General features: G+C 60.6%; 21 protein-coding genes and 1 pseudogene. 8 read left to right on the forward strand and 14 right to left on the reverse strand.

Translation table 11 applies throughout. From position 1 onward, the window contains the following. Positions 1–74: 74 nt before the first annotated feature. From BLQ55_RS32555 to BLQ55_RS17465, 3 genes and pseudogenes are all read left to right on the forward strand, one after another. Positions 75–1,436 (forward strand): annotated as a pseudogene (locus tag BLQ55_RS32555) (polysaccharide pyruvyl transferase family protein); the annotation flags it as partial. Next, positions 1,430–2,116, forward strand: a complete 687-nt coding sequence (locus BLQ55_RS17460) for a 2OG-Fe(II) oxygenase (RefSeq protein ID WP_170847567.1) — start codon at positions 1,430–1,432, stop codon at positions 2,114–2,116. The pseudogene BLQ55_RS32555 and the gene BLQ55_RS17460, both read left to right, overlap by 7 nt. Continuing rightward, positions 2,109–4,283, forward strand: a complete 2,175-nt coding sequence (locus BLQ55_RS17465) for a glycosyltransferase (protein ID WP_092255517.1) — start codon at positions 2,109–2,111, stop codon at positions 4,281–4,283. The genes BLQ55_RS17460 and BLQ55_RS17465 overlap by 8 nt, the downstream gene beginning before the upstream one ends. A 172-nt stretch (positions 4,284–4,455) precedes the next feature. On the opposite strand, the gene BLQ55_RS17470 is transcribed toward BLQ55_RS17465, so the two are convergent. The 3 genes from BLQ55_RS17470 to BLQ55_RS17480 all read right to left on the reverse strand — a co-directional run bounded on the left by BLQ55_RS17470 (position 4,456) and on the right by BLQ55_RS17480 (position 7,062). Continuing rightward, the gene (locus BLQ55_RS17470) at positions 4,456–5,337 is read right to left on the reverse strand and encodes an NAD-dependent epimerase/dehydratase family protein (protein WP_092255444.1); all 882 of its coding nucleotides are present in this window, start codon (positions 5,335–5,337) and stop codon (positions 4,456–4,458) included. Beyond that, positions 5,318–6,268: a glycosyltransferase family 2 protein gene (locus BLQ55_RS17475; protein ID WP_256326598.1), complete on the reverse strand. Its 951-nt coding sequence runs from the start codon at positions 6,266–6,268 to the stop codon at positions 5,318–5,320. Before BLQ55_RS17475 ends, BLQ55_RS17470 begins: the two co-directional genes overlap by 20 nt. A gap of 161 nt (positions 6,269–6,429) precedes the next feature. Then, complete coding sequence (locus BLQ55_RS17480; protein ID WP_092255520.1) at positions 6,430–7,062, reverse strand: TetR/AcrR family transcriptional regulator; 633 nt, start codon at positions 7,060–7,062, stop codon at positions 6,430–6,432. Positions 7,063–7,225: 163 nt separating this feature from the next. On the opposite strand from BLQ55_RS17480, the gene BLQ55_RS17485 reads away from it, so the two are divergent. Continuing rightward, the gene (locus BLQ55_RS17485) at positions 7,226–7,666 is read left to right on the forward strand and encodes a hotdog fold domain-containing protein (RefSeq protein WP_092255446.1); all 441 of its coding nucleotides are present in this window, start codon (positions 7,226–7,228) and stop codon (positions 7,664–7,666) included. Between the two features lie 80 nt (positions 7,667–7,746). On the opposite strand, the gene BLQ55_RS17490 is transcribed toward BLQ55_RS17485, so the two are convergent. From BLQ55_RS17490 to BLQ55_RS17500, 3 genes are all read right to left on the reverse strand, one after another. Beyond that, on the reverse strand, positions 7,747–8,883 hold the full coding sequence (locus BLQ55_RS17490; protein ID WP_092255522.1) for an FAD-binding oxidoreductase: 1,137 nt from the start codon (positions 8,881–8,883) through the stop codon (positions 7,747–7,749). Between the two features lie 9 nt (positions 8,884–8,892). Next, entirely contained in the window at positions 8,893–10,149 is a 1,257-nt protein-coding gene (locus BLQ55_RS17495; protein WP_092255449.1) for an aromatic ring-hydroxylating oxygenase subunit alpha, read from the reverse strand. Positions 10,150–10,288: 139 nt separating this feature from the next. Then, the gene (locus BLQ55_RS17500) at positions 10,289–11,227 is read right to left on the reverse strand and encodes a LysR substrate-binding domain-containing protein (RefSeq protein WP_092198904.1); all 939 of its coding nucleotides are present in this window, start codon (positions 11,225–11,227) and stop codon (positions 10,289–10,291) included. A 367-nt stretch (positions 11,228–11,594) separates the two neighbouring features. Between BLQ55_RS17500 and BLQ55_RS17505 the strand changes: the two genes are divergently transcribed. Further along, a complete protein-coding gene (locus BLQ55_RS17505; RefSeq protein ID WP_092198901.1) occupies positions 11,595–12,299 on the forward strand; it encodes a TetR/AcrR family transcriptional regulator in 705 nt (234 codons plus the stop codon). After that, on the forward strand, positions 12,289–13,074 hold the full coding sequence (locus BLQ55_RS17510; protein ID WP_092255452.1) for a pyrroline-5-carboxylate reductase family protein: 786 nt from the start codon (positions 12,289–12,291) through the stop codon (positions 13,072–13,074). Before BLQ55_RS17505 ends, BLQ55_RS17510 begins: the two co-directional genes overlap by 11 nt. Before the next feature lie 98 nt (positions 13,075–13,172). On the opposite strand, the gene BLQ55_RS17515 is transcribed toward BLQ55_RS17510, so the two are convergent. Next, positions 13,173–13,694 (reverse strand): DUF4142 domain-containing protein, encoded by a 522-nt coding sequence (locus BLQ55_RS17515; protein WP_092255455.1) that lies wholly within the window; start codon positions 13,692–13,694, stop codon positions 13,173–13,175. 217 nt (positions 13,695–13,911) lie between these two features. On the opposite strand from BLQ55_RS17515, the gene BLQ55_RS17520 reads away from it, so the two are divergent. Next, entirely contained in the window at positions 13,912–14,154 is a 243-nt protein-coding gene (locus BLQ55_RS17520; protein ID WP_092255457.1) for an HP1242/YdcH family protein, read from the forward strand. Between the two features lie 222 nt (positions 14,155–14,376). Here the strand turns inward: BLQ55_RS17520 and BLQ55_RS17525 are convergent, their stop codons facing one another. The 4 genes from BLQ55_RS17525 to BLQ55_RS17540 form a co-directional block, all read right to left on the reverse strand. Beyond that, a complete protein-coding gene (locus BLQ55_RS17525) occupies positions 14,377–15,240 on the reverse strand; it encodes a LysR family transcriptional regulator (protein WP_092255461.1) in 864 nt (287 codons plus the stop codon). Between the two features lie 64 nt (positions 15,241–15,304). Beyond that, entirely contained in the window at positions 15,305–17,023 is a 1,719-nt protein-coding gene (locus BLQ55_RS17530; RefSeq protein WP_092255464.1) for a hydrogenase maturation protein, read from the reverse strand. A 216-nt stretch (positions 17,024–17,239) separates the two neighbouring features. After that, complete coding sequence (locus BLQ55_RS17535; RefSeq protein WP_092198885.1) at positions 17,240–17,554, reverse strand: SCP2 sterol-binding domain-containing protein; 315 nt, start codon at positions 17,552–17,554, stop codon at positions 17,240–17,242. 51 nt (positions 17,555–17,605) lie between these two features. Beyond that, on the reverse strand, positions 17,606–18,316 hold the full coding sequence (locus tag BLQ55_RS17540) for a histidine phosphatase family protein (protein ID WP_092255467.1): 711 nt from the start codon (positions 18,314–18,316) through the stop codon (positions 17,606–17,608). Positions 18,317–18,542: 226 nt separating this feature from the next. Here BLQ55_RS17540 and sohB point away from each other — a divergent pair, with 226 nt between their 5' ends. Further along, on the forward strand, positions 18,543–19,574 hold the full coding sequence (gene sohB, locus BLQ55_RS17545) for a protease SohB (RefSeq protein ID WP_092198880.1): 1,032 nt from the start codon (positions 18,543–18,545) through the stop codon (positions 19,572–19,574). A 244-nt stretch (positions 19,575–19,818) separates the two neighbouring features. Here sohB and BLQ55_RS17550 read toward each other — a convergent pair whose 3' ends face one another. From BLQ55_RS17550 to BLQ55_RS17560, 3 genes are all read right to left on the reverse strand, one after another. After that, positions 19,819–20,313: a DUF934 domain-containing protein gene (locus BLQ55_RS17550; protein WP_058543993.1), complete on the reverse strand. Its 495-nt coding sequence runs from the start codon at positions 20,311–20,313 to the stop codon at positions 19,819–19,821. Further along, positions 20,297–21,955 (reverse strand): nitrite/sulfite reductase, encoded by a 1,659-nt coding sequence (locus BLQ55_RS17555; protein ID WP_092198875.1) that lies wholly within the window; start codon positions 21,953–21,955, stop codon positions 20,297–20,299. The genes BLQ55_RS17550 and BLQ55_RS17555 overlap by 17 nt, the downstream gene beginning before the upstream one ends. Before the next feature lie 547 nt (positions 21,956–22,502). Beyond that, the gene (locus BLQ55_RS17560; RefSeq protein ID WP_092255470.1) at positions 22,503–22,721 is read right to left on the reverse strand and encodes a DUF2970 domain-containing protein; all 219 of its coding nucleotides are present in this window, start codon (positions 22,719–22,721) and stop codon (positions 22,503–22,505) included. Positions 22,722–22,797: the final 76 nt, after the last annotated feature.

Below are 22,797 nucleotides of genomic sequence, written 5' to 3' on the forward strand. Positions count from 1 at the left end.
TGACGGAACACCCGGTCGAGCGCACGTGGCAGGTCGCTATATTCGGCACCTTCGACGTAGAGAACTATGGCGATCTGCTGTTTCCGATCATCGCCGAGGCTGAACTGACCCGGCGCTTGGGGTCAGTCAATCTGCATCGGTTTTCCTATCACGGGAAAAGCCGACCCCAATGGCCCTACGCGGTGACGTCGCTGACAGAGCTGCCCCATGTCGCGGCGAGCCTGGATGGGGTCTTGATCGGCGGCGGTTTCCTGATCCGCTTCGATAAAGTGGTTGCCCACGGCTATGGTCCGACAACCGCCGATATCCATCACCCGACCGGTTATTGGCTGACGCCTGCGCTCATCGCGCAGCAGCACGCGGTCCCGGTCATGTGGAATGCCCCCGGGATGCATTGCAACGGTATTCCCGACTGGGCCAGGCCGTTATTGACGATGGCCCTTGAGCAAAGCCAGTACGTGCGCGTCCGTGATGCACTGTCGCGCGATACCCTCGTTGCGCTGACTCGACAGGCCGAGATCGAAGTGCTGCCCGATACCGCGTTTGGCTTGCCCCGCCTGATCGATGAACAGCAACCCTCGGCCGAGTTCATTCGCCTGCGCGAGCAGGCCGGGCTCACCGGCCCCTACATCGTGATTCACGCCATTCACGTGGTGGAGTCCTTTGTAAAACTGTTCGAAGACTACGCCGAAGCGTTCAAGGGCTATCAGTTCCTGGTGCTGCCGATTGGCCCTGTCCTGGGGGACGATCCGTCGGTCATTGCCGGGCGCTTGCCTGGGGCCGTCACCTTGTCGTCCTGGCCGGAACCGTTGCTCATGGCGGAAATTCTCAGCCAGGCCCAAGCGGTGATCGGCCATAGTTACCACCTGGCAATCACCGCCCTGGCGTTTGGCGTCCCGGTGTTCTGCTCGGCGGACCTGACCACGGGCAAATACACGGCGTTGGCTGGGTTCGACACACTCCACGCATTGCCGGACGTAACGACGGTCGATCCGCAATGGTTTCTCGCGCGGGTGGGCAAGACCCGCCCATCGCCCGCGGCGCGTGTGGCGGCGGATCAGTTGGTCGAGCATTGGGACCGGGTCGCGGCGATCATTCGCCAGGGCAAAACGTCGTCCCGGCCGGTCTTGGGCGCTTTTCTACAGCATCTGCCCAATCTGCTCGAAGCCGCAGCCCAGGGGCGCGACCCATTGCCGGCTGAATGTCCGGCAAGCCCCGTCGTGCCGGAGCCGGGTATCATCGAACCGGCACAGAACCTTGCAGCGCAGGAGCTTGCCCAGCAGCAACGGATTGTCCAGCTCAGCCAGCAACTGGCCCTCAGTGACGCCAGGATGCTTGAGTTGCAGAACTCCAATTCATTCCGAATGACCGCGCCACTGCGTTCCATTGCCCGTGGCATCAGAAACCTGACAGCGAACAAGAACAGACAATGCTAGATCTCTCTCGTCTCACGCCAGCGGCGCTAAAGGCCCATCCCTATACCTGGGCTGAAATCGGCAGTCTGTATTCGCCCGAGGATGCCGCCGCGTTGGCGGCGTCGTTTCCTCACGATCATTTCAAGACGGTGAGTGGTTACGGCGGTGAGAAAAATTATGACTATGAGGCGCGTGCCCTGGTGAGCATGGGCACCCATACGATCGCGTTCCCTGAAGAACTGAGCGAGGCATGGTTGAGGCTGGCGCAGGACCTCGGTTCGGCCGGCTATCGAGAGGCCATGTCGGAACTGACCGGGATCGACCTGCGCAGCGTGCCGATGGAGGTCAACGTCTTTCATTACGGCCCCGGTGCGAGCCTGGGGGCCCATCCGGACCTTCCGGATAAACTGGTCACCCATATCCTGTATTTCAATGAGTCCTGGGACCGCAACGACGGCGGTTGCCTGACCATCCTGCACCGCAACGATCCCAGCGCCGTGGCGGCCGAGATCGAGCCACTGGTGGGCAATTCGGCGGTCCTGGTGCGCTCGGATAACTCCTGGCACGCCGTCACCCCCGTGGTGAGCGGCTGCCAATCTTCCCGCCGCAGCCTGACGGCAACGTTCTATCGGCCCGGTTCCCTCAGCTCCATGTGGCCGCCAGGTGACAGCACGCCGCTGCATGGGTACCCACGTGCTTAAGCTCGACAGCGCCTTGATCGACCGCGACGCCGCCTTGGCCCAAAGAGACGCGGCTATCAACGAGCGCGATGTTGCCTTGGCGAAAGTCGACTTCCTGCAAAACACCCGTTCGTGGCGTTTCACCCGCCCCCTGCGCTCGCTGTTCCGATGGATGCGTTATGGGTTTGCCGCCGCCCAGGAACTCCCCGACACGGCCGCTGCAATCGTCTACCCGGCAGCACCGGAGCCGTTGCCGAACGTTGAGGTGGACGCTGATTTCGCCACGAAGGGACGCCTGGATATTCTCTGCTTCGCCAACATCGATTGGGCCGCACGCTTCCAGCGACCGCAGCAGTTGATGAGCCAGTTTGCGAGCAATGGTTATCGGGTGTTCTATATCGTCCCCGCCCGTGTGCCGGAACAGGGACGGCTCTATGGATTGACATCGGTGGCGCCCAACGTCTTTGAAGTGGTGCTGCAGCGCGAGGCGCAAGAGGCGTATTACGAAAAAATAGTGACGCCTGAAAATCATCAGGCTTTGCTGCGTGCCCTGGCTGCATTGGTCGCCGACATGCAGATCAGAACCGCCCTCTCGGTGGTGCATATCGCTTACTGGAGCCCAGTGGCACTCAGCCTGCGCACCCTGCATGGCTGGCGCATTCTCTATGACTGCATGGATGACTGGGATGGCTTTCCGAACATTGGCGAACAGCTGCTGAGCGAGGAAAAGACCCTGGTCGCCCAGGCGGACCTGGTAACCGTTTCCGCCGCGTTGCTTTACCAGAAGTGGTGCGCCCATAACCCACGCTGCGTGTTGGTGCGAAACGCGGTGGATTTCGCTTTTTTCCGGCAGCACTGTTTTACCAACGACGTGCTGAGCGGGCTTGCCGGCCCGGTGATCGGCTACTACGGCGCCCTGGCGCAATGGCTCGATTATCCCTTGCTGGCGGCGTTGGCGGACCGGCGGCCAACGTGGAACTTCATCCTGGTGGGGGACATTTTCGTCGAGGATCTGGCGGGCCTGGAGCACAAGCCCAATGTACGGTTGCTGGGCCACAAGCTGTACTCGCAGATGCCGCTTTACCTGGATCATTTCGATGCCTGCCTGATTCCCTTCAGGCTCTACAACGTGACGCATGCGGTCGATCCGGTGAAGTTCTACGAGTACATCAGCGCAGGCAAACCGGTGATCTCCACGCCCCTGGCGGAGATGAATATTTACAAGGACCTGTTGTACTTCGCCACCGGGGTCGATGAGTTCATCGAGCAGATCGAGCGTGCCTTGGCCGAGCGCGACCTGGCCCTGTACAAGCGACGTGTGGAGCTCGCCCGAGCGAACGACTGGAAGGATCGATTCGATAGCATGCAACTTGCTATCGTCGGGCTGTACGAGAAAGTCTCCATCGTGCTCGTGACGTACAACAACCTCAATCTGACGATTCAATGTGTCAACAGCGTTCTGCGTAATACCACTTGGCCCCATTACCAACTGATTGTTGTCGACAATGGCTCGGACGATGGTACGGGTGAATATCTTGAGCGCCTGCGGCAAGAGGTGCCGACCGCGAAGATCATTCGCAACCCCGACAACCGGGGTTTTGCCGCCGCGAACAACCAGGGCTTGCGAGAAGCCGACGGCGACGTGTTGCTGCTGCTCAACAACGACACGGTGGTGCCGGGCGGCTGGCTGGAGCCGCTGGTCAGGCATTTGAGAGACCCGAGTATCGGCCTGGTCGGGCCGGTCACGAATGCGGTAGGCAACGAAGCGAAAATCGCGGTTTCCTACACCGACATTCAACAGATGCAAGCGTTTGCAGACCGCTACACCGAAGCCCGCAAGGGGCAGGCGTTCGATATCTCGATGCTGGCGATGTTTTGTGTCGCCTTTCGTCGGAGCATCCTCGAAGAGGTGGGTTATCTGGATGAAGCCTTCGGTATCGGCATGTTCGAGGACGACGACTACAGCCGTCGGGTGCAGGCGGCCGGCTACCGGACGGTTTGCGCCGAAGACGCGTTTATCCATCATTATGGGCAGGCGTCGTTCAGGAAGCTCATCGCCAGTGGCGAATATCAGGCTCTCTGGGACAAAAACCAGGCGTACTTCGAAAGCAAATGGGGGGCGTGGCAGGCCCACGTTCATCGTGACGAGCCTGGCGGGGAGACGGGGGAGAAGGCTGGGTCGCGATAAGGCCATCACCTTGACGGTAACACCGCCATCGCGAGCAAGCTCGCTCCCACAGGGAGGATCGGCAGCCACAACATGCATGCATGCACGCCGCAGAACCCTGTGGGAGCGAGCTTGCTCGCGATGGCGTCGACACCGACACATCCAGCATCATCGCAACAATGCCAAAGCTGTTTCAGCGCCCAGGCAAATCTTCACCCCTCAGATGAAACGCCCGGGGAGCAAAACCAAGCCAGTCACTGGCGTGCGAATGGTCGAACACCAGGTCCTGGTTCATCCGACCCACCAGCGCGCTTGAAAGATGTCGGTAACGTGGCAGGCAGCGCAAAATCGAAACGCCCGCGCTGAGTGCCTTGGCGGGGAGAGGCAGCGTTCGCTCCGGGCGTCCCATGGCCTGGAATATGCGCCTGACCATCGTGTGATAAGGCAAGGCTTCTCCCCCCGAGAGGTTGTAGCCGCCACTGGGCAGGCCAGGTGTGCTCACGGCGGACAGGCATGCCTGGATCACGTCATCCCCATGCACTGGCTGACGCAACCCGGTACCGCCACCGATCAGCGGGAAAAATCCGAAGCGCTGAATGAAACGCGCGATTTGCGAAATGTTCTTGTCGCGGCCAAAGCCATAGATCAGGGTCGGCCGCAGGATCACCCACTCGATTTGTCGTTCGATCGCCCACTGCTCGAGTTGTTCTTCCGCACGTCTCAAGCGTTGCGCCACGTCCCGCTCCCGAGCGTCAGGCGATGCGTGCTTGGCGAAGCGGCTCGTGGAGGAGAGCACGACAACGCGTTTGACGTGAGTGCTGGCAAGGCGTTCCAGGTAGTCGGGCAGCACCCAGAGGGGGGCGAATGACAGGAACGTGTCCAGCGCCAATCCGTGCCAGTCGTCCGCCTTTCGCCAGGTCACACCGGGGCAGGGCACCTTGGGCAGGCTTCGAGTGAAGGCGCTTGTCAGGTGGCCGGCTTGTGCCAGCAATGGCAGGGTGCGCTCGCCCAGTAGGCTGGAGCCGCCCAATATTCCTATCCGCAATTGGGCGTTCTCATCGTAGGTTCCATGCATTCCTGAACCGGGTGGTGGCGTGGCGAAGGATCACCAGGCCGAATCGAAACCAGACCCCGATCACCACGCTGATCCACAGGACGGTAGGGTACTTGCGGCGAAAGAACTTGCGATAGAAACGCAGGAATCCCAGGTGTTTGTGCCATTCGACGAAATAGGGACGATGACGGCTGCAACCACCGAATACATGCATCACCCGGGCATCTGGTACGAACAGCACGCGCCAGCCGGCCTGATGGAAACGCATGCACCAGTCCAGGTCCTCGCAATGAAGGAAATAGTCTTCGTCCCATAACCCGACACTCTCGATCGCTTCGCGCTTGACCAGCATGCACGCCCCGGAGATGGCCTCAACGACAATGGGGGTACCGGGTAGCGGTTCCTTGTGCAATAAAAAGTCGGACAACAGCGATGGGAAAAGTCCCGAGAGCCGCGAAAGTCCGAAAGCCCGCATGAAGGCGCGCCTGGGCGTGGGGAATACCCTGCGTCCACCGGCTTGTTCACTGCCGTCCGGGTTGCACAGGAACCCTCCGACCATGCCGACGTCCGGCGCGCTGCGCAGTGCCAGCAACAAGCGGCCTATGGCATTGGGGTCAAGCTCGCTGTCCGGGTTCAGGAAAAACAGGTTGGGCGCCGCTGACAGGCGGGCACCTTGGTTGCACGCCACGGCGAAGCCGAGGTTGGCGGCATTGCGTACGATGTGAAGCGAGTCGCCGGCCGCGTGGGTTCGCTCCAGTAGCGTCAGGCTGTCATCGTGGGAGTCGTTATCCACCACGATCACTCGGGAAGCGCCGGCGGCAAACGCCGACCCTACACACGCCAGCAAAAGCTCGCCAGCGTTGTAATTGACGATGATCACATCACACTCGCCACGCAGAGATGATGTGGCCCATTCATCCATAGCGAGCAGTTCCACTGCTTCCAACTTCATCACTCCTTGTACAAACCTGGATACGTATGGGATCGCAACTACTCAGGTCTGTCTTCAAGATAGCAGGTTCGCTTCGACCAGTTCCGGCCATCAGCCATGACGACCGTGCGTAACAGGGGCGGCGAACCTGTGCAGAGAATCCGTTCGGATGGATCAGGCGCTCACGACGAGGCACTGGGGTGAATGCCAACGGCGCGCCAGGCGGCCTCGGCCAATTGCTGCCGGTAGTCTTCAGGGCTGCGTTTGACGCGGGCCGAGAGCCAGGCGCGGCAGTAGCTCTCCGCCGAACCGATGATCAGTGACGGGATCAGCTCGAAAGGCAGGTCCTGCAGATCCTGCTGGTGGGCCGGGTCGCTGAACCATTTCTTGAGCTCGGCGTTCCTGGCCAGATTTGCCTCGGCGAGCCGTTCGTTGAAGCCGCTGCGCGCGACCGCAAAGCGCGCCTGGTACTGGAACCGCGCCCAATCGGGTTGGCTGACCACCCAGTCGACGTAGCTGAACACCAGGGCATGCACCCACTCCTGGGTCGAGGTGACAGCGCCAAGGTAGCTGTCCCGCAGCCGCGCCTGATCGTTCAGGGCGGTCATGTACAACGCCGCGACCAAGCCTTCCTTGTTTTCGAAATGGTGATAAATGGCTCCCACGCTCATCTGGCTTTCGGTACGGATGATATCGATGGTGGTCGCTTCTATGCCCTGTTGGTTGAAGAGCGCCAGGGCACATCGAAGGATGTGCCGCTTGGACTCGGCACGACGCCCTGGGTAGCAGCGCTCGAGGAGATCGACAGGTTCCATTTTTCGGCCCAGGCAAAAAGTGGCCATGGTAATTGAAACGCAGGCTCGGCACGAGCGATTGACAGGGCGGTCATTTACAGAATAATGTTCTGTAACGGAGCGATATTCTTTTAAAGAATAATGTTCTGTTCATGACCCCAGCCCACCTGACCAGAGATACGCCATGAGCCAGACTCTCAGCATGTACCAAAGCGTTGGTCCGTCCGCTTTCAGCAATATGGCCTGCCAGATGGCACCCTACTTCAGCACCATCAACCCGGAAATTTCGCTGTTGGCACCCGGCCGCAGTGAGGTGAAGGTGCCGTTCCGCAAGGAAATCACCAATCACCTGGCGTCCGTTCATGCGATCGCGTTGTGTAACGCGGCAGAACTGGCGGGCGGCATGATGACCGAGGTGTCCATCCCCAGCGGGGCTCGTTGGATTCCCAAGGGCATGACCGTCGAATACCTGGCCAAGGCCAAGACGTCCATCCACGCTATTGCCGACGGCAGCGACATCGATTGGCAGACCTCGGGGGACAAGATTGTCCCGGTCGAGATCTTCGACGAGGGCGGCGTGAAAGTCTTCACGGCGCGTATCACCATGAATGTAAAAGTCGGCTAGGTCGCCTGGCTCATCCGTCGACCGTTTCCGCCAGAGGCGCCATCAGGCACTGGCGGAAATGGCTGATGCTCGAGGCAAGGCTAAAGATCAAGGACCAGATCGGAAGTGGGTTTGCTGCAGCACAGTAAGCGCAGGCCTTTGTCGATTTCCCGCTGCCTGATACCGCCGTTGTGATGCATGTCCACCGTGCCCTGGAGCAGGGCCGTCTTGCAGGTGCCACAAATACCCTGGCTGCAGGAGGAGGGCACGATCGCGCCGGCTTTCCTGGCGGCAGCCAGCACGGTCTGATTGGCCGGCATGCTGAACGTCTTGCCCGATCGCGACAGGGTCACGGTGAAGAGGTCCTGTTGATAGAGCGAAGCGGCCTGCTCGATCGACGGTTCTTCATTCAGTGCGGCGATGTCGAAGCTTTCCTGGTGGTAGTGGGCGAAATCGAACGCCGCTTCCCTGAGCAGCGACTTGACCGCTTCCATGTAACCCTGGGGACCGCAGGTGAAGATCTCTCGTTCCTTGTAGTCCGGCACGTGCTGGCTCAACAACGACAAGTCGAGCCGGCCTATCGGTTGCTGCCATTGAGCGGTGTCGCCGAGACCTTCGCAGACACTGATGACCCGCAACCCCGGCATGGCGGCCTGCATGCGCGTCAGTTCCCCGTGGAAGATGATGTCGGCGGGCGTGCGGGCGCTGTGCACGAACACGATGTCGAGGTTGCCGGCCATGTCGCAGGCGGCCCGGGTCATCGACATCAGCGGCGTTACGCCGGAACCGGCGGAGAGGTACAACCACTTGGTCGCCGGATGGCCGACCGGTGTGAAGCTGCCCGCCGGGCCGCAGGCCTTCAAGCTGTCGCCGGGCTTGAGGTGGTCATGCAGCCAGTTCGACACCGCGCCCCCGGGTACGCGCTTGACGGTAATGGAAAACGCAAACGGCCGGGTCGGGGCGGACGACAGGGTGTAGCAGCGGGCAATGGTCTGCCCGCCAATGACCGGAGAGATCGTGATGAATTGACCGGGCTCGAAGCTCAGGGCGCTGAAGTCCGCACAGCGAAAAATGAAGGTTTTGACGTCATGGGTTTCCTGGCGCACAGCGCAGCACTGCAGGGTTTTCTGTTCACCGCTGTGCCATTGCGCGCCGAACGTGCCCCAGGTGGCCGGGTCGGTAAAACGCTGGACCACGCTGGCATGTCCAGGGCGCGTCGGGTTTTCGTAAGTCGTCATGATCATTGCTCACACGCCATGGGCGGCCAGACGCGCCGCGTACCAGCGAGAGAACTGGTCGACATAGGTTTCGGTGAAGGCCGAGAACGGCCCGGGCGTGTAGGCAGGATCCTGGGTGCCGCTGTGGGTGATGCCGACGAGGCTGGCGTCCTGCAGGTTGGTCGCGACCCAGACTTCAGTCAGCTTATCCACTTGGTAATCGACGCCTTCGACGGCATCGGCATGGACCAGCCATTTGGTGCGCACCAGGGTCTTATCGGGCGCCAGCGGGATGATGTAGGAGACCACGGCATGGTCGCTCATGATGTGGGTCCACGAGTTGTGCGTCCAAAGATGCACGTCGCCCAAGTCGCGGCGCGTGAGCTCGCCAAACAGCCGGGTGCACGCCACGCGGGTGTCCAGGGTCTGGGATTCGCCGTTGCCGGCAATGGCCAGGCGCTGCGAGCGGAATTGGGTCACGGCGTCTTCGCCCAGGTGTTCGATGGCATCGCAGATATAACCTTCGCGCTCCCAGTTGGCCTTGGTCTCGGCATTGCGGCGGTGATACTCCGCCAGCGCCTGGAGTGAATCCTCCCCTAGCCCGTCGGTGCAGAAACCGAAATCTTCGGGCAGGAAAGAGGCGGTCAATTCCGGGTGGGTGGCGGCGCAGTGATAACACTCGCGATTGTTCTCGATCACCAGTTTCCAATTGCCGTTCTCGATGATTTCCGATTCATGGGCGATCTTGGAATGGGCGAGGTCATATTGGGCGAAACGCGGTGTCATGACCTGGTCAAGGTACAGGATGTCTTCGGGCGGTTCGTCGCCCAGGCAGACGAAGACATGGGTGCCGACCACCCGAGTGTGCACCGGAATCAGGCTTTTACAGGTCGGGTCGAAGTCCTGGCCCATGTGTGCCGCATGTTTCAGGCTACCGTCCAGGTCGTAGGTCCACTGGTGATAGGGGCAGACCAGCATGCCCACCGTTGACTTGCCGGCCTGTTTCAAGCGCGCCCCGCGGTGCCGGCAAACGTTGCGAAAGGCCTGCACATGCTCATCATCGTCGCGCACCAGGAGGATGGAGGATTTGCCGATGTCGAGGGTGGAGACATCCCCGGGTTCGGGGACGTCGCTGGTGACCCCCACCAGAATCCAATGCCGGGTGAAGAAGATATCGACATCGGTTTCAAAAATATCCTGGCGACCGAACAAACCGCCCGGCATACCATGGCCCGGCGTGCGGTCGGTCAGAAGTTCACGGTGGGTCTTCACGGTATTAATTGTCATGATGGGTCTCGCTCAGACGCAAAGTTGATCAGGCGGCGAGTACAGTTTGGAAAGGTGGGGTAAGACCGTCAACGCGCTTTATTTTCACGCTTGCATAACTTTGCGTTATGCGTAAAAGTGGTCTTTAACTTCTATTTAATCAATGGTTTAGATGGCTGTCATCGCGCAGCCAGTCGATCAGGGCCTGGGTGATGGGCTCAGGTTTCCGACCGCTCGGAATAACCAGGTAATAAGCGTCTTTTGGCTTGACCACGTAGGGCGTAATTCTGATCAGTTCACCACTGTTGAGCCGGTGCGCGATCAGCCGACTCCACCCCAGTGCAATGCCGTGGCCTTGAATAGCCGCCTCGATCGCATCGTTGTAGGAGCTGCAGCGAAAGGAATAGTTGAGCTTGGGGCGCATATCGCCCAGTTCCCGGCACCAACGGTTCCAGGTCATCCAGCCTTCCAGGGTGGAGTCCGAATCAATCAGCGCCGTGTCCAGGAAATCGGTAACGGATGAAGGGGCTGCGTTGGCGGCAAGCCAGGCCGGCGCGCAAACGGGAAAGACTTCTTCATCGAACAGGAAAACCGAACTGCCATCCTCCCATTTGCCATTGCCGAAACGGATGGCCAGGTCGACGTCATCCCGGTATGAACCGGGCGAGACCTGTTGCGTCAGCAAGCGCAACTTCAACTTCGGTTGCAGGGTGCGCAGTGCAATCAGCCGGGGGAGTATTCTCAAGTGAGAAAACGCTTCCGTACAGGCGATGGTGACCTCCTGCTCACCAATGCCCTCGGCAATTTTGTCGAAGACACTGGCCATGCGATGAATGGACTCCGCGACGACCAGATGCAGGACATAGCCTTCGTGCGTCAGCTTGATCGACCGATGAAGGCGGTGGAACAGCTTGGTCTGCAGGGTATCTTCCAACAACCGGATCTGCTTGCTGACGGCGGCCTGCGTCACGCCCAGCTCTTGGGCGGCCAGGGTGAAACTGGCCAGCCGCGCCACGGCTTCGAATTCCAGCAACGCCGTCATCGACGGTATCAACCGCCGATAGCCCTTGACCTTTTTATCGATATCGCTGGGTTGCATAGGTGTGTTCCAACGCTGTGCCTGGTGGCTCATGCCACCGACGATCGGATGAAGGGGATAACGAAGGCAGTCGTTCCGGCATTCTTTGGCCGGATGGCAAAGTTCTTTCAGCGGCGTTCAGCAAAAATCATAATGGCGGCTCGTTGTTGTTTTAGAGTCCTTGCCTTTTGGAGATACAACCCGGCGCGCCTCACGGACAGGTTGTTTCATGCCTGGCCCCGGCTTGTTTGATGGAAACGGTGGTTGGATCTCCATGATGCTGGACTTTAAGTTCTCGAGACGGCCGGGTCAATAAAATGTACTCATGTGTACATTAAGGGGTCGTCAGAGTACATTTCTATCTCGTATTTGAAGAAGGAGGCGCACGATGCCGCAGGTAGGGAAGGCCCGTAGCAAGGCCCAGGACGCAGGTTGGCGCGGCTCGCCGGAGGGTTGGCTGGAAGCGGCCTACGAGGCCCTGAAAGAGTCGGGCATCGATGCGGTCCGAGTCATGCCACTGGCCAAGCGCCTGGGGTTGTCGCGCACCAGCTTCTACTGGTTTTTCGAGGACCGTGAGCAACTGCTGGCTGCATTGCTGTCGCGTTGGCGGGAGACCAACACGGGGGGGCTGATCCGGCAAAGTGAAAGCTATGCCGAAAGCATTTCCGAGGCGATCCTGAATGTGTTCGAGTGCTGGCTCAACCCGCAATTGTTCGATTCGCAATTCGAGTTCGCCGTGCGCAGCTGGGCGCTTCAGTCCGCTGAGGTGGCCCAAGAGGTTGCTGTGGTGGACGAGCAGCGCATGAACGCCCTGGCGAACATGTTCAAGCGCTTTGGTTATGACAGCCAGGGAGCTGACACCCGGGCCCGAACGATTTATCTGACTCAGATCGGCTATATCACCATGAATACGAGTGAGCTGATTACCGTGCGCTTCCAGCGCATCCCGCATTACGTGAGCATCTTCACCGGCAAAGTCCCCAAGCAGCGGGAACTGGATCGTTTCTACGGGAAGTTCGGTTATGCCGAAAAAGAGCCCGGGGTCTTTGTGCCCCTGACCGACACGTTCGAAGGTCACGGCGATGATCAATGAGACCGTTGGCATCATTGGCGGCACCGGCTGGTTGGGCGGCGCGATTGCCAAGGCAGTCCTGGCGAGGGGGCTGGTGCCGACGGGCAACCTGATCATTTCCAATCGCTCGGGCAACCACCCGCTGGCTCAACAAGGTGCTTGCCTGGTCACGGACAACCAGGACCTGGTGGATCGCAGCGACGTGGTGATCATCGCCGTTCGCCCCGAGCATTTCGCCAGCCTGGGCATCAATGCGACGGGTAAGACGGTGATCTCCCTGATGGCCGGGATCACCGCGCAGGCGATTGCAGCGCAGACTTCCGCTTCATCGGTCGTGCGGGCGATGCCCAACGCGGCGGTGGAAATCGGGCAGTCCTTTACACCTTGGTATGGGTTGGGCGCGATAGCGCCGCCGCTGAAAAGCCTCGTGCAACAGCTGTTCGAATGCGTGGGCACTGCGGTTGAGGTCGAAAAAGAAGATTACATTGACTACCTCTCCGCGCTCTCGGGCACTGGCCCGGCCTTTCCGGCCTTGTTGATGACGGCGCTGGCCCGCCAGGCGATGCTGGCCGGCATACCTGGCGACATCGCTCAGTTGGCCGCGAAAAGTGTCGTGGTCAACAGCAGCCAGTTGCTGGTGAGTCGTGATGCCCGGCAGACGATCGACGCCTTGGTGGCCTACCGAGGTGTCACGGCCGCCGCCTTGCAGGTGATGAGCGGGGGGGATTTCGAAGAACAGGTGGGAAGGGCGTTGCAGGCGGGTGCTGCGGTTGCGCGCAAGGGGCTTGAGGCCTGATAGAAGTCCGGGGTTCGAAAACGGCGCCTTCCAGTCTTGGGAGAAGCGCCGTTTTTCCTTGAGCGAGCCCTATGGCGGCTCAAGTAGCGGGTTTAGCGTTACTTGCTTGGGTGGGCCGCCTGAAGTTTCTTGGCTTCATCCAAGTGGTGTTGCAGGTCCGGCAGCATCTTCTGGGCGAACGCCTTGAGTTCGGTGTTGCCAGCTTTCTTGTCGTCGGTAACGGTCTCGGCTTCTTTCTTGAACAGGGCGATGGTTTCCTCGTGGGCCTTGACCTGATTGTTGGCGAAGGCCGCATCAAAGGACTCATCGCGCACCTCGAGAATCTTCGCCTTGGCTTTCTTCATCAACGTGGTGTCGTCGGGCACTTCGATGTCATGTTTTTTCGCCAGCGCCTTCAGCTCTTCGTTGGCCTTGGTGTGGTCGGTGATCATCTTGTTAGCGAACGCCTTGACGTCCGCCGATTGGCTTTTTTCCAAGGCCAGTTTGCTGGTTTCGATTTCCGCGATGCCACCGGCCGCCGCTTCGTCGACGAAGTCATTGGAAGTCGCGGCCCAGGCCATGCCCATGCTGGTGCTCAGGGCGACTGCCAGGCCGAGTTGGCGCAGGATGAATTTGTCCATAAGTAAGTCTCCATACAGGTTGAACGAGCGATTCTTGTCGTCTCTGATCAATGGAGGGGTGTGCCCAGGCAAAGGTTTGATCGCCAAGCGATCCGGGACGACGAACGGTCACCGCTGGTCGGATTGGCGGTCGACAGAACCCCGTTCAAGAGGCCATCCTGATCATCGACGGGCGCTGCAAGGGCGTCTGCCACCGATCCATCAAAGGAGGTGTTCCATGCCGGTGTCCCACGATTTGTGCCAGGATCTCAATTACACAAAAGATCAAATCCAGCAAAAACGCAGCGAGAATCCAAGGCTCGACTCGTTACTTCAAAAATACGCCCAACTTGATGCCGAGGTGGTCGATGCCGAGAAGCCGTCCTCCGCCGCGCTGCCTGATGAAGTCTTGGAGACGCTCAAGAAGAAGCGATTGCTGATCAAGGACGAGATCGTGGATCACCTGCAGAGCGAGCCATAGAACCCGATCCTTCGTATCGCGAAGGGCTTTGTGGCCAGGATGGCTCCCGCTGGGTTACGACTGTAGGAGCTGCCGAGTGCAACGAGGCTGCGATCTTTCCACTGGCGATTGAGTCGCAAAAGAAAGGTCAAAAGATCGCCGGCTTCGCCAGCGCCTGAAAAGCGGGAGCAATCCCTGGCCATGTCAGGTCCTCACCCCGGGCACGTCTCGCCTGAGCAGCTGTCAGGTCAATGGATCCCAGCGCTGCGACCAGTCGCTGCCGGTCTTGACGATCTCTCGCAGCACGTCGAATGCCTGCTGCAACGCCGCTGAGTCCCGATCGCGGGAGTAGACCAGGTAGGTCGGGTAATTGAACTCCGGTGCCTTGGGCACCCGTTCCAGGATTCCACTGTCCAGGTAGCTCTGCACCACCCGCGTGCGGAAGTAACCGCTGCCGCCGTTTTCCAGGATGTATTGCAGGGCCAGGGGGCCGAGGTTGAAGGTCACGGCGGCCTTGGCTTTGTCTGGCAGCGCGGTGTCGTGTTGGCGCCGGAAGTCCGCGCTCCAGTCGATATACACGTAGGGTTCGGGGCGGGCGGCCAGGCGCACCAGGATGAGTTTTTCTTCCAGCAGTTGTTCTACCTGCAGGCGCGGCCAGTATTCGGGCTGATAGACCAGCGCCGCATCCAGCAGGCCCAGTTCCAACTGTTGCAGCAGCTTCTCGCCGTCGCGGATGTCCATGCGCAGGGCGTGACCGGGGATCTTCTGGCGCAGTGCTCCGGCCCAGGCGAGCATCAAGGGGTTGCACAGGCTGACCTCGCCTCCCAGGTGCAGGACGTTGCGATAGCCGTCGGGCAGCGGCAGGTCCCGGCGGGCCGCTTCCCAGGTTTGCACCAACTGGTTGGCGTAGACCACAAAGGCCTCGCCGTCGGCGGTCAAGCGCGCGCCGGCACGGTTGCGCACGAACAACGCGCAGCCGAGCTGGCTTTCGAGCTTCTGGACCCGGGCGGTGATCGCCGTCTGGGTCACGTGCAGCTTGTCGGCCGCCGCGGCGAGGCTGCCGTGGCGGACGATTTCCAGGAAAGTTCGGGCGAGGTCGATGTCCATGTTCAGGCCGATGCGGGGGAGGCGGGCATTGTAAGAGCTGCCAAGCCTCCCCCGATACCGGGAATTACTGGACGGCTTCGGCCTGTCTTGTCCGCGCCCAAGGTGCAACCAGGCGTTCGGGCGTACCGCAGGCCTTGTGCTTGAACACAAAACGACGGCACTTGTCGGCGAAGCCGTGGCGATCCTCCACCATGTCGCGGCGCATCTGTGCGAGTTCGTCATCGCGACACGCCTGGATCGCCGACAGGCTCCGTTCGGCCTTGCGCACCCGGATGCTTTCATAGGTTGGATCGAGCAGCGCGCGATTGGCTCGCTGCAGCAGCCACAGGCCGAACTCGTCGGGGCAGCGGGGGCCGATCTCCTGGACCATGCCGTAGCGCAACGCCTGCAAGGCGCTGATGGGCAGGCAGTCCTGGGTGAGTTTCCAAGCCATGTCCGGACCGACCGCGCGGGGCAGGCTGTAGGTCCAGTATTCAGAGCCGTACAGGCCCATGGTCGCGTAGTGCGGGTTGAGCACGATGTCACGGCGTGCCAGCACGATATCGGCGGCCAGGGCCAGCATCACACCGCCGGCTCCGGCGTTCCCCGTCAGGCCGCTGACCACCAGTTGCCGGGCACTGAACAACTCCAGGCAGACGTCGTCGATGGCTTGTATGTTGGCCCAGGCTTCCAGGCCCGGCTCGGCGGCGGCCTGGATCACGTTCAGGTGCACGCCGTTGGAAAAGCTGCCGCGCCCACCACGGATCAACAGCACCTGAGTGTCCCGGGACTTGGCCCAGCGCAATGCCGCCACCAGGCGCTGGCATTGCTCAGTGCTCATCGCCCCGTTATAGAACTCGAACGTCAGCTCCCCGACATGGCCACATTCGCGGTAACGGATGGGTTGATAGGGCTCGTCGCTGAACGGCTGCCAGGCCAGGGAGCTGTCGAGCACCGGGATGCCTTCGAGGCGGTTCGACAGTACATGGCGCGCCGGGCGCTTGAAGGTCTGTTCGTCCGGTTGCGGTTTGCGGCGCAGTGCGCCGATCCACAGGCTGGCATCCCCCGTCGCCACCAGCACCGCATCGTCACGCACGGCCAACAGCTCGCCGGGCCGGCCGTGGCGAAGGTCCGGATGGGCGTCGTACAGGTAAAACTGTTCGCCGGCCAGGCTTGCGAGCACACCGGGCTGACCGTCCGCGGCGTCGATGCAACGCTTGATGAAACCGCTGCTGTCATGCCAGCTGAAGCTGCGATCGTCCTGGGTCATGTTCGGTTGCAGGCGCCCGATCACATCATGGCGGGCATAGTCCAGTGGCACCGGGACGAAACCGCCCCGGTATTTTTCCACGACCTCGCGGATGCAACGAATGGCCGCGTCGCTGACCGGGCCGTTATACAGCTCCGATTTGCGCAGGCCTTTGGGCTGGTCGAATTCGCACGTGGCCCACACCGGTCCGGCATCCATTTCCTCCACCGCCTGCAATGCGGTGACACCCCAGCGTTCGGCTTGCCGGGTGATTGCCCAGTCCAGGGCACTGGCACCGCGATCGCCGACAATCCCCGGATGGATGATCACCACCGGGCGCCGTGGGTTGCGCCACAACTGCTCGGGTACGCGGTCCTTGAGAAACGGACAGATCACCAGGTCAGCGCCGCTTTCTTCGATTTGCCGGCAGACCGAGGCCGCATGGGTGAACAGCACCACGCTGGGACGATAACCGGCCTCGCGCAGGTCCAGCCAGGCGCGTTGGGTCAGGCCGTTGAATGCGCTGGACAGCAGAACGATCTTCAGTGGGGGCATAAGTCTCTCTTCCTTGAGATGCGCAGGCACAGACTCCCGATGAGCCGTCCCTGGCCTTGATGGAAGCGCTACGTTAGCGGTTGGAGGACGAGCGGGAACTGACAGGGGTCAAGATTGTGTGCGGTGGGAAATCAAGGAGGGGCAAAAACACGAATCCCGCCATGGGGGCGGGATTCGTTGGCAATCAAAAGGCTCGCGAGAGGTGCGAACTCAATCTCAGGCTGGGAACAGCTCGGACAGTTTCATGGCCAGCATCATGTCGCCTTCGGCGCGCAGCTTGCCGCCCATGAACGCTTGCATGCCGTCGGTGCTGCCGTCGACGATGCCTTGCAGGGTTTCGCCGTCCATCACCAGGGTCACCTGGGCGTCCGGGTTTTCACCTTCCTGCAGTTCGCAGGTGCTGTCCTTGACGATCAGCGAGAAATGCTTGGAGTCATCGATGCGGAAACCGAATACCAGGTCCAGGCCGGCAGCGGCGGCTGGGTTGAACTTGGCTTTCATGGCTTGTACGGCGTCGGCTACGGTGGTCATGGTTTCGATCCTTATTTGGGTGGTACAGCAAGGGTCTACAGTAATCCGGACTCAGCGAAAGGTGATGAGGTCCGGGGCCTTCAACAGCTGCAGGTGGGCATGGCTGTTGAAGGAAGCCAGGGCCACCTCGCGGCCCCTGAATTTCAGGTGGTTGAGCGAGGTGTTGACGATTTGCCAGTTCAGTTCGAAGGCCTGTCGGGCCGGAATCCGGGTGATCAGGTGGAGCAGGGCGGTGATGGTGCCGCCGGAGGTGAACACGGCGATCTTGTGGGTGTTGTCGGCTTGCTCCAGGATGCGCTGCAGGCCCGCCTGGACCCGCTCGACGAAACCCAGCCAGCTTTCGAGACCGGGCGGGTCATACTGGCCGCTCAGCCAGCGCTCGACGATCAGCACGAAGATACGCTGGAATTCGGCGCGGTTCTGCGCGGCGTTGCGCAGGATATGCAACGCCTCGGGTTCCCGGGGGAGCATGTCCGGCAACAGGGCGCGAATGACCGCGTCGGCATCGAACTCGTTGAACGCCGCGTCGATTTCCAATTCGGGGACCGGCATGCCGGCGGCGGACATCTGGCCCAGCGCACCGACGGCGGTATCCTGTTGGCGCCGCAGGTCACCCGAGAGGCAGCGGTCGAATACGACACCGAGCTGGGCGAGGTGGTCGCCGAGCACTTGCGCCTGGCGTACGCCATTGGGCGAGAGGACATCGTAGTCGTCCGCACCAAAGGAGGCCTGGCCATGTCGAATCAGATAGATACTGCCCACGTCCGCGTCATCCCGGTACGTTGAAGGTTTGGCGAGGTTATGGGGATGGCGGTGAGCTGTCAATGAAAAAACATACGCTTGTTTGAAATGCCCGTTGCAGCCTTGCCCTGACTGGCTCGCGTCAAGGTAACCATAGGTTTCTTGGCTGGTCGCGGCGCAGGCGCATGGGTATGCTGGGACTGTCACGCGCCTGCGTTCAATGGCGCATCGCATTTAAGGAGTTGCTGTGGAGTTTTTCATCGAGTACGCCGGTTTCCTGGCCAAGACCGTGACGCTGGTGATCGCCATCCTGGTGGTGCTGGCCAGTTTTGCTGCGCTGCGCAGCAAGGGGCGGCGCAAGTCGGCCGGCCAGTTGCAGGTGAGCAAACTCAACGATTTCTACAAGGGGTTGCGCGAGCGCCTGGAACAGACGTTGCTGGACAAGGATCAGCTCAAGGCCTTGCGCAAGGCCGAAGGCAAGGCAGAAAAGGCCGGGAAGAAAAACAAGGACAAGCCGGCGGCCAAGCCCCGGGTGTTCGTGCTGGACTTCGACGGTGACATCAAGGCCTCGGCCACCGAGAGCCTGCGTCATGAAATCACCGCATTGCTGACCCTGGCGACGCCGAAGGATGAAGTGGTGCTGCGCCTGGAAAGTGGCGGCGGCATGGTCCACAGCTATGGGCTGGCCTCGTCGCAACTGGCGCGGATCCGTCAGGCCGGCGTGCCGCTGACCGTCTGCATCGACAAGGTGGCGGCCAGCGGCGGCTACATGATGGCGTGCATCGGCGAGAAGATCATCAGCGCTCCCTTCGCGATCCTCGGCTCCATCGGCGTCGTCGCGCAATTGCCCAACGTGAACCGGCTGCTGAAGAAACATGACATCGATTTCGAAGTGTTGACGGCCGGCGAATACAAACGCACGTTGACGGTGTTTGGCGAAAATACCGAGAAGGGCCGGGAGAAATTCCAGGAAGACCTGGACATCACCCATGAACTGTTCAAGAACTTCGTGTCCAACTATCGCCCGCAACTGGCCATCGATGAAGTGGCGACGGGTGAGGTCTGGCTGGGTGTCGCGGCGCTGGGCAAGCAACTGGTGGACGAGTTGAAAACCAGTGACGAGTACCTGGCCGAACGGGCCAAGGGTGCCGAGCTGTACCACCTGCACTACGCCGAACGCAAAAGCCTGCAGGAACGCATTGGCATGGCAGCCAGTGGTTCGGTGGATCGGGTGCTGCTCAGTTGGTGGAGCCGCCTGACCCAGCAGCGGTTCTGGTAATTGCAGAGATAATGCCTACCCCCTGTGGGAGCCAGCTTGCTCGCGATAGCGACGGCACATCCAGCATGGATGCAAGCTGACCCAGCGCTATCGCGAGCAAGCTCGCTCCCACAGTGGTTCTGAGGCGGGCTGAAGCTTCGGTTCACAGTTATCCCTTTGTGGGAGTGAGGTGGATTCAAGACCCCGAAAACAAAAAAAGCCCTGAACCGGCACACCCGGATCAGGGCTTTTTCATGGGGCCGTTTCAGCGACGGCGGAACAGTGGCAGCGGCTCGTCAGTGGCAGCCTGGTAGGTCACCGAGAAGTCCTTGAGGCTTTCGAGGGCCTCATAGGGGTCTTTGTCGGCGCGCAAGGCAAAGGCGTCGAAACCGCAGCGGCGCATGTAGAACAACTGGTCGCGCAGTACGTCGCCAATCGCCCGCAATTCACCCTTGAAGCCATAACGGTCACGCAGCAGGCGGGCGTTGGAGTAGCTGCGCCCGTCGGTGAAGGCCGGGAAGTTCAGGGCGATGACCTGCAACTGGTTGGCATCTTCGCCAATTTCTTCTGCTTCCTCGTCGGCGTCCAGCCACACACCCAGGCCGCCGTCGCGAGCCTTGAGGGCGTGGGCATGATCGCGCCACAGGGCCAGTGGCACGATCAGGTCGTCGCAGTTGGAGATGCCATCGAGGGTCGCGTCCTTGGGCAACAGGTGCCAGGTTTCGTCGATGACCTCGTTGTTCTTAATGATTCGCTGCATAGACGCGTTCCTTGAAGAGGTCGATGCCAATACGCTGGTAAGTGTCGATGAAGCGCTCGTCTGGGGTACGTTGTTCAACGTAGACGTCGATCAGCTTCTCGATCACATCGGGCATGTCTTCCTGGGCAAAGGAGGGGCCGAGGATCTTGCCCAGGCTGGCGTCGCGGCTGCCGCTGCCGCCCAGGGACACCTGGTAGAACTCTTCGCCTTTCTTGTCCACGCCCAGGATGCCGATGTGGCCGACGTGGTGGTGACCACAGGCGTTCATGCAGCCGGAAATGTTCAGGTCCAGTTCGCCGATGTCGAACAGGTAGTCCAGGTCATCGAAACGACGCTGGATCGATTCGGCGATAGGAATCGACTTGGCGTTGGCCAGGGAGCAGAAGTCGCCGCCCGGGCAGCAGATGATGTCGGTCAGCAGGCCGATGTTCGGGGTGGCGAAACCTTGTTCGCGCAGCTCGCCCCACAGGGTGAACAACTGGCTCTGTTCAACGTCCGCCAGGATGATGTTCTGCTCGTGGGAGGTGCGCAGCTGGCCGAAGCTGTAGCGCTCGGCCAGGTCGGCCACGGCGTCCAGTTGCTTGTCGGTGATGTCGCCCGGTGCGACGCCGGTGGGTTTCAGGGACAGGGTCACCGCGACATAACCCGGCTTCTTGTGGGCCAGGGTGTTGCGGGTGCGCCAGCGGGCGAAGCCCGGGTGTTCCTTGTCGAGGGCTGCCAGCTCGGCGTCCTGATTGCTCAGGGCCTTGTAGTCCGGATCGACGAAATGCTTGGCCACACGGTGGACTTCGGCTTCGGTCAGGGTGGTCTGGCCGCCACGCAGGTGAGCCATCTCGGCTTCGACCTTCTCGGCGAACACTTCAGGTGTCAGGGCCTTGACCAGGATCTTGATCCGCGCCTTGTACTTGTTGTCACGACGACCGTAGCGGTTGTACACCCGCAGGATGGCGTCGAGGTAGCTCAGCAGGTCCTGCCACGGCAGGAACTCGTTGATGAACGCGCCGACCACTGGGGTACGCCCCAGGCCGCCGCCCACGAGCACACGGAAGCCCAGCTCGCCGGCTGCGTTGTAGACCGTCTCCAGGCCGATGTCGTGGACTTCGATGGCCGCACGGTCCGAACTCGAACCGTTGATGGCGATCTTGAACTTGCGCGGCAGGTAGGCGAATTCCGGGTGGAACGTCGTCCACTGGCGAACGATTTCGCACCACGGCCGCGGGTCGATCAACTCGTCGGCCGCGACACCGGCGAACTGGTCGGTGGTGACGTTGCGCAGGCAGTTGCCGCTGGTCTGGATCGCGTGCATCTGCACGGTGGCCAGCTCGGCCAGGATCTCCGGCACATCTTCCAGGGCAGGCCAGTTGTACTGGACGTTCTGCCGGGTACTGATGTGGGCATAGCCCTTGTCGTAGTCACGGGCAATTTGCGCCAGCTTGCGCACCTGGCGCGAAGTCAGCTGGCCATAAGGCACAGCCACGCGCAGCATCGGGGCGAAGCGCTGGATATACAGGCCATTCTGCAAGCGCAGAGGGCGGAATTCTTCTTCGCTCAGCTCGCCTGCCAGATAGCGTCGGGTCTGATCACGGAACTGCTTGACGCGGTCCTCGATGATTCGCTGATCGTACTCGTCATATACGTACATATAAGTCTCGGTCTCAGGCTTGGGCCGATCAGAAACAGCTGCATGTTGGCTCGCTGGAATCGGGTTCTGCCTCGGCAATTCTGCGCGCACGGCCGCGCACTCCTAAAGGAGCCGGTGCAAGATACCTGTTTTGAGTTATGCGCAAAAGTGATGTTTGAGTATATGTAAAGAACCAAATCGACTAATGAGATTGATTATTGCCTAACCCACATTTGTCGTACGGGCAATCATCGTCTTAACTGTGGTCGAGTCCCTATGCAATCACCTACAAAACCGACAAGAGGCGATGCAATGAGCAATCCGACCAAAGCAAGGAAAAGCGACAGTACCGTTGATGCCTGGGCTATTTTGTTCCTGATTATCCTGGTGGTGGGCACCGCAGTGTTCTGGGTCAGTCACCAGTAAACGGTTTATCCCTGGCGATGAAAAACCTGTGGGAGCGAGCTTGCTCGCGATAGCGGTGGTTCGGTCGGATTAGATGTCGACTGGTACACCGCCATCGCGAGCGAGCTCGCTCCCACAGGGACATGTGTTGTATCGGAGAGCGTTACAACCCCGCCAGGTGCACCACCAGCTTGACGATGCCGAACAGCGTCAAAGCGAAAATCACCGTGAACGTGATCCCCAGTATCACGAAGTGACTCGGCTTGCCGTGGGTGAAATCCCGGGCGCGGTTCTTGCCACTCTGTACGCCGAAAGCGGCGGCCAGCACGCTGTGCATCATCTGCAACAGGGTCGGCGGCTTGTTGTCGACTGGATCGTCCATAAATCCCTCGTCTGCCATGTGTGTGGGACAAGCATAGACAAAAAAAGATCGCAGGCTTCGCCAGCGCCTGCGGGAA

Source organism: Pseudomonas sp. NFACC13-1 (assembly GCF_900104425.1).
In the GTDB taxonomy this organism is placed as follows: domain Bacteria; phylum Pseudomonadota; class Gammaproteobacteria; order Pseudomonadales; family Pseudomonadaceae; genus Aquipseudomonas; species Aquipseudomonas fluorescens_AA.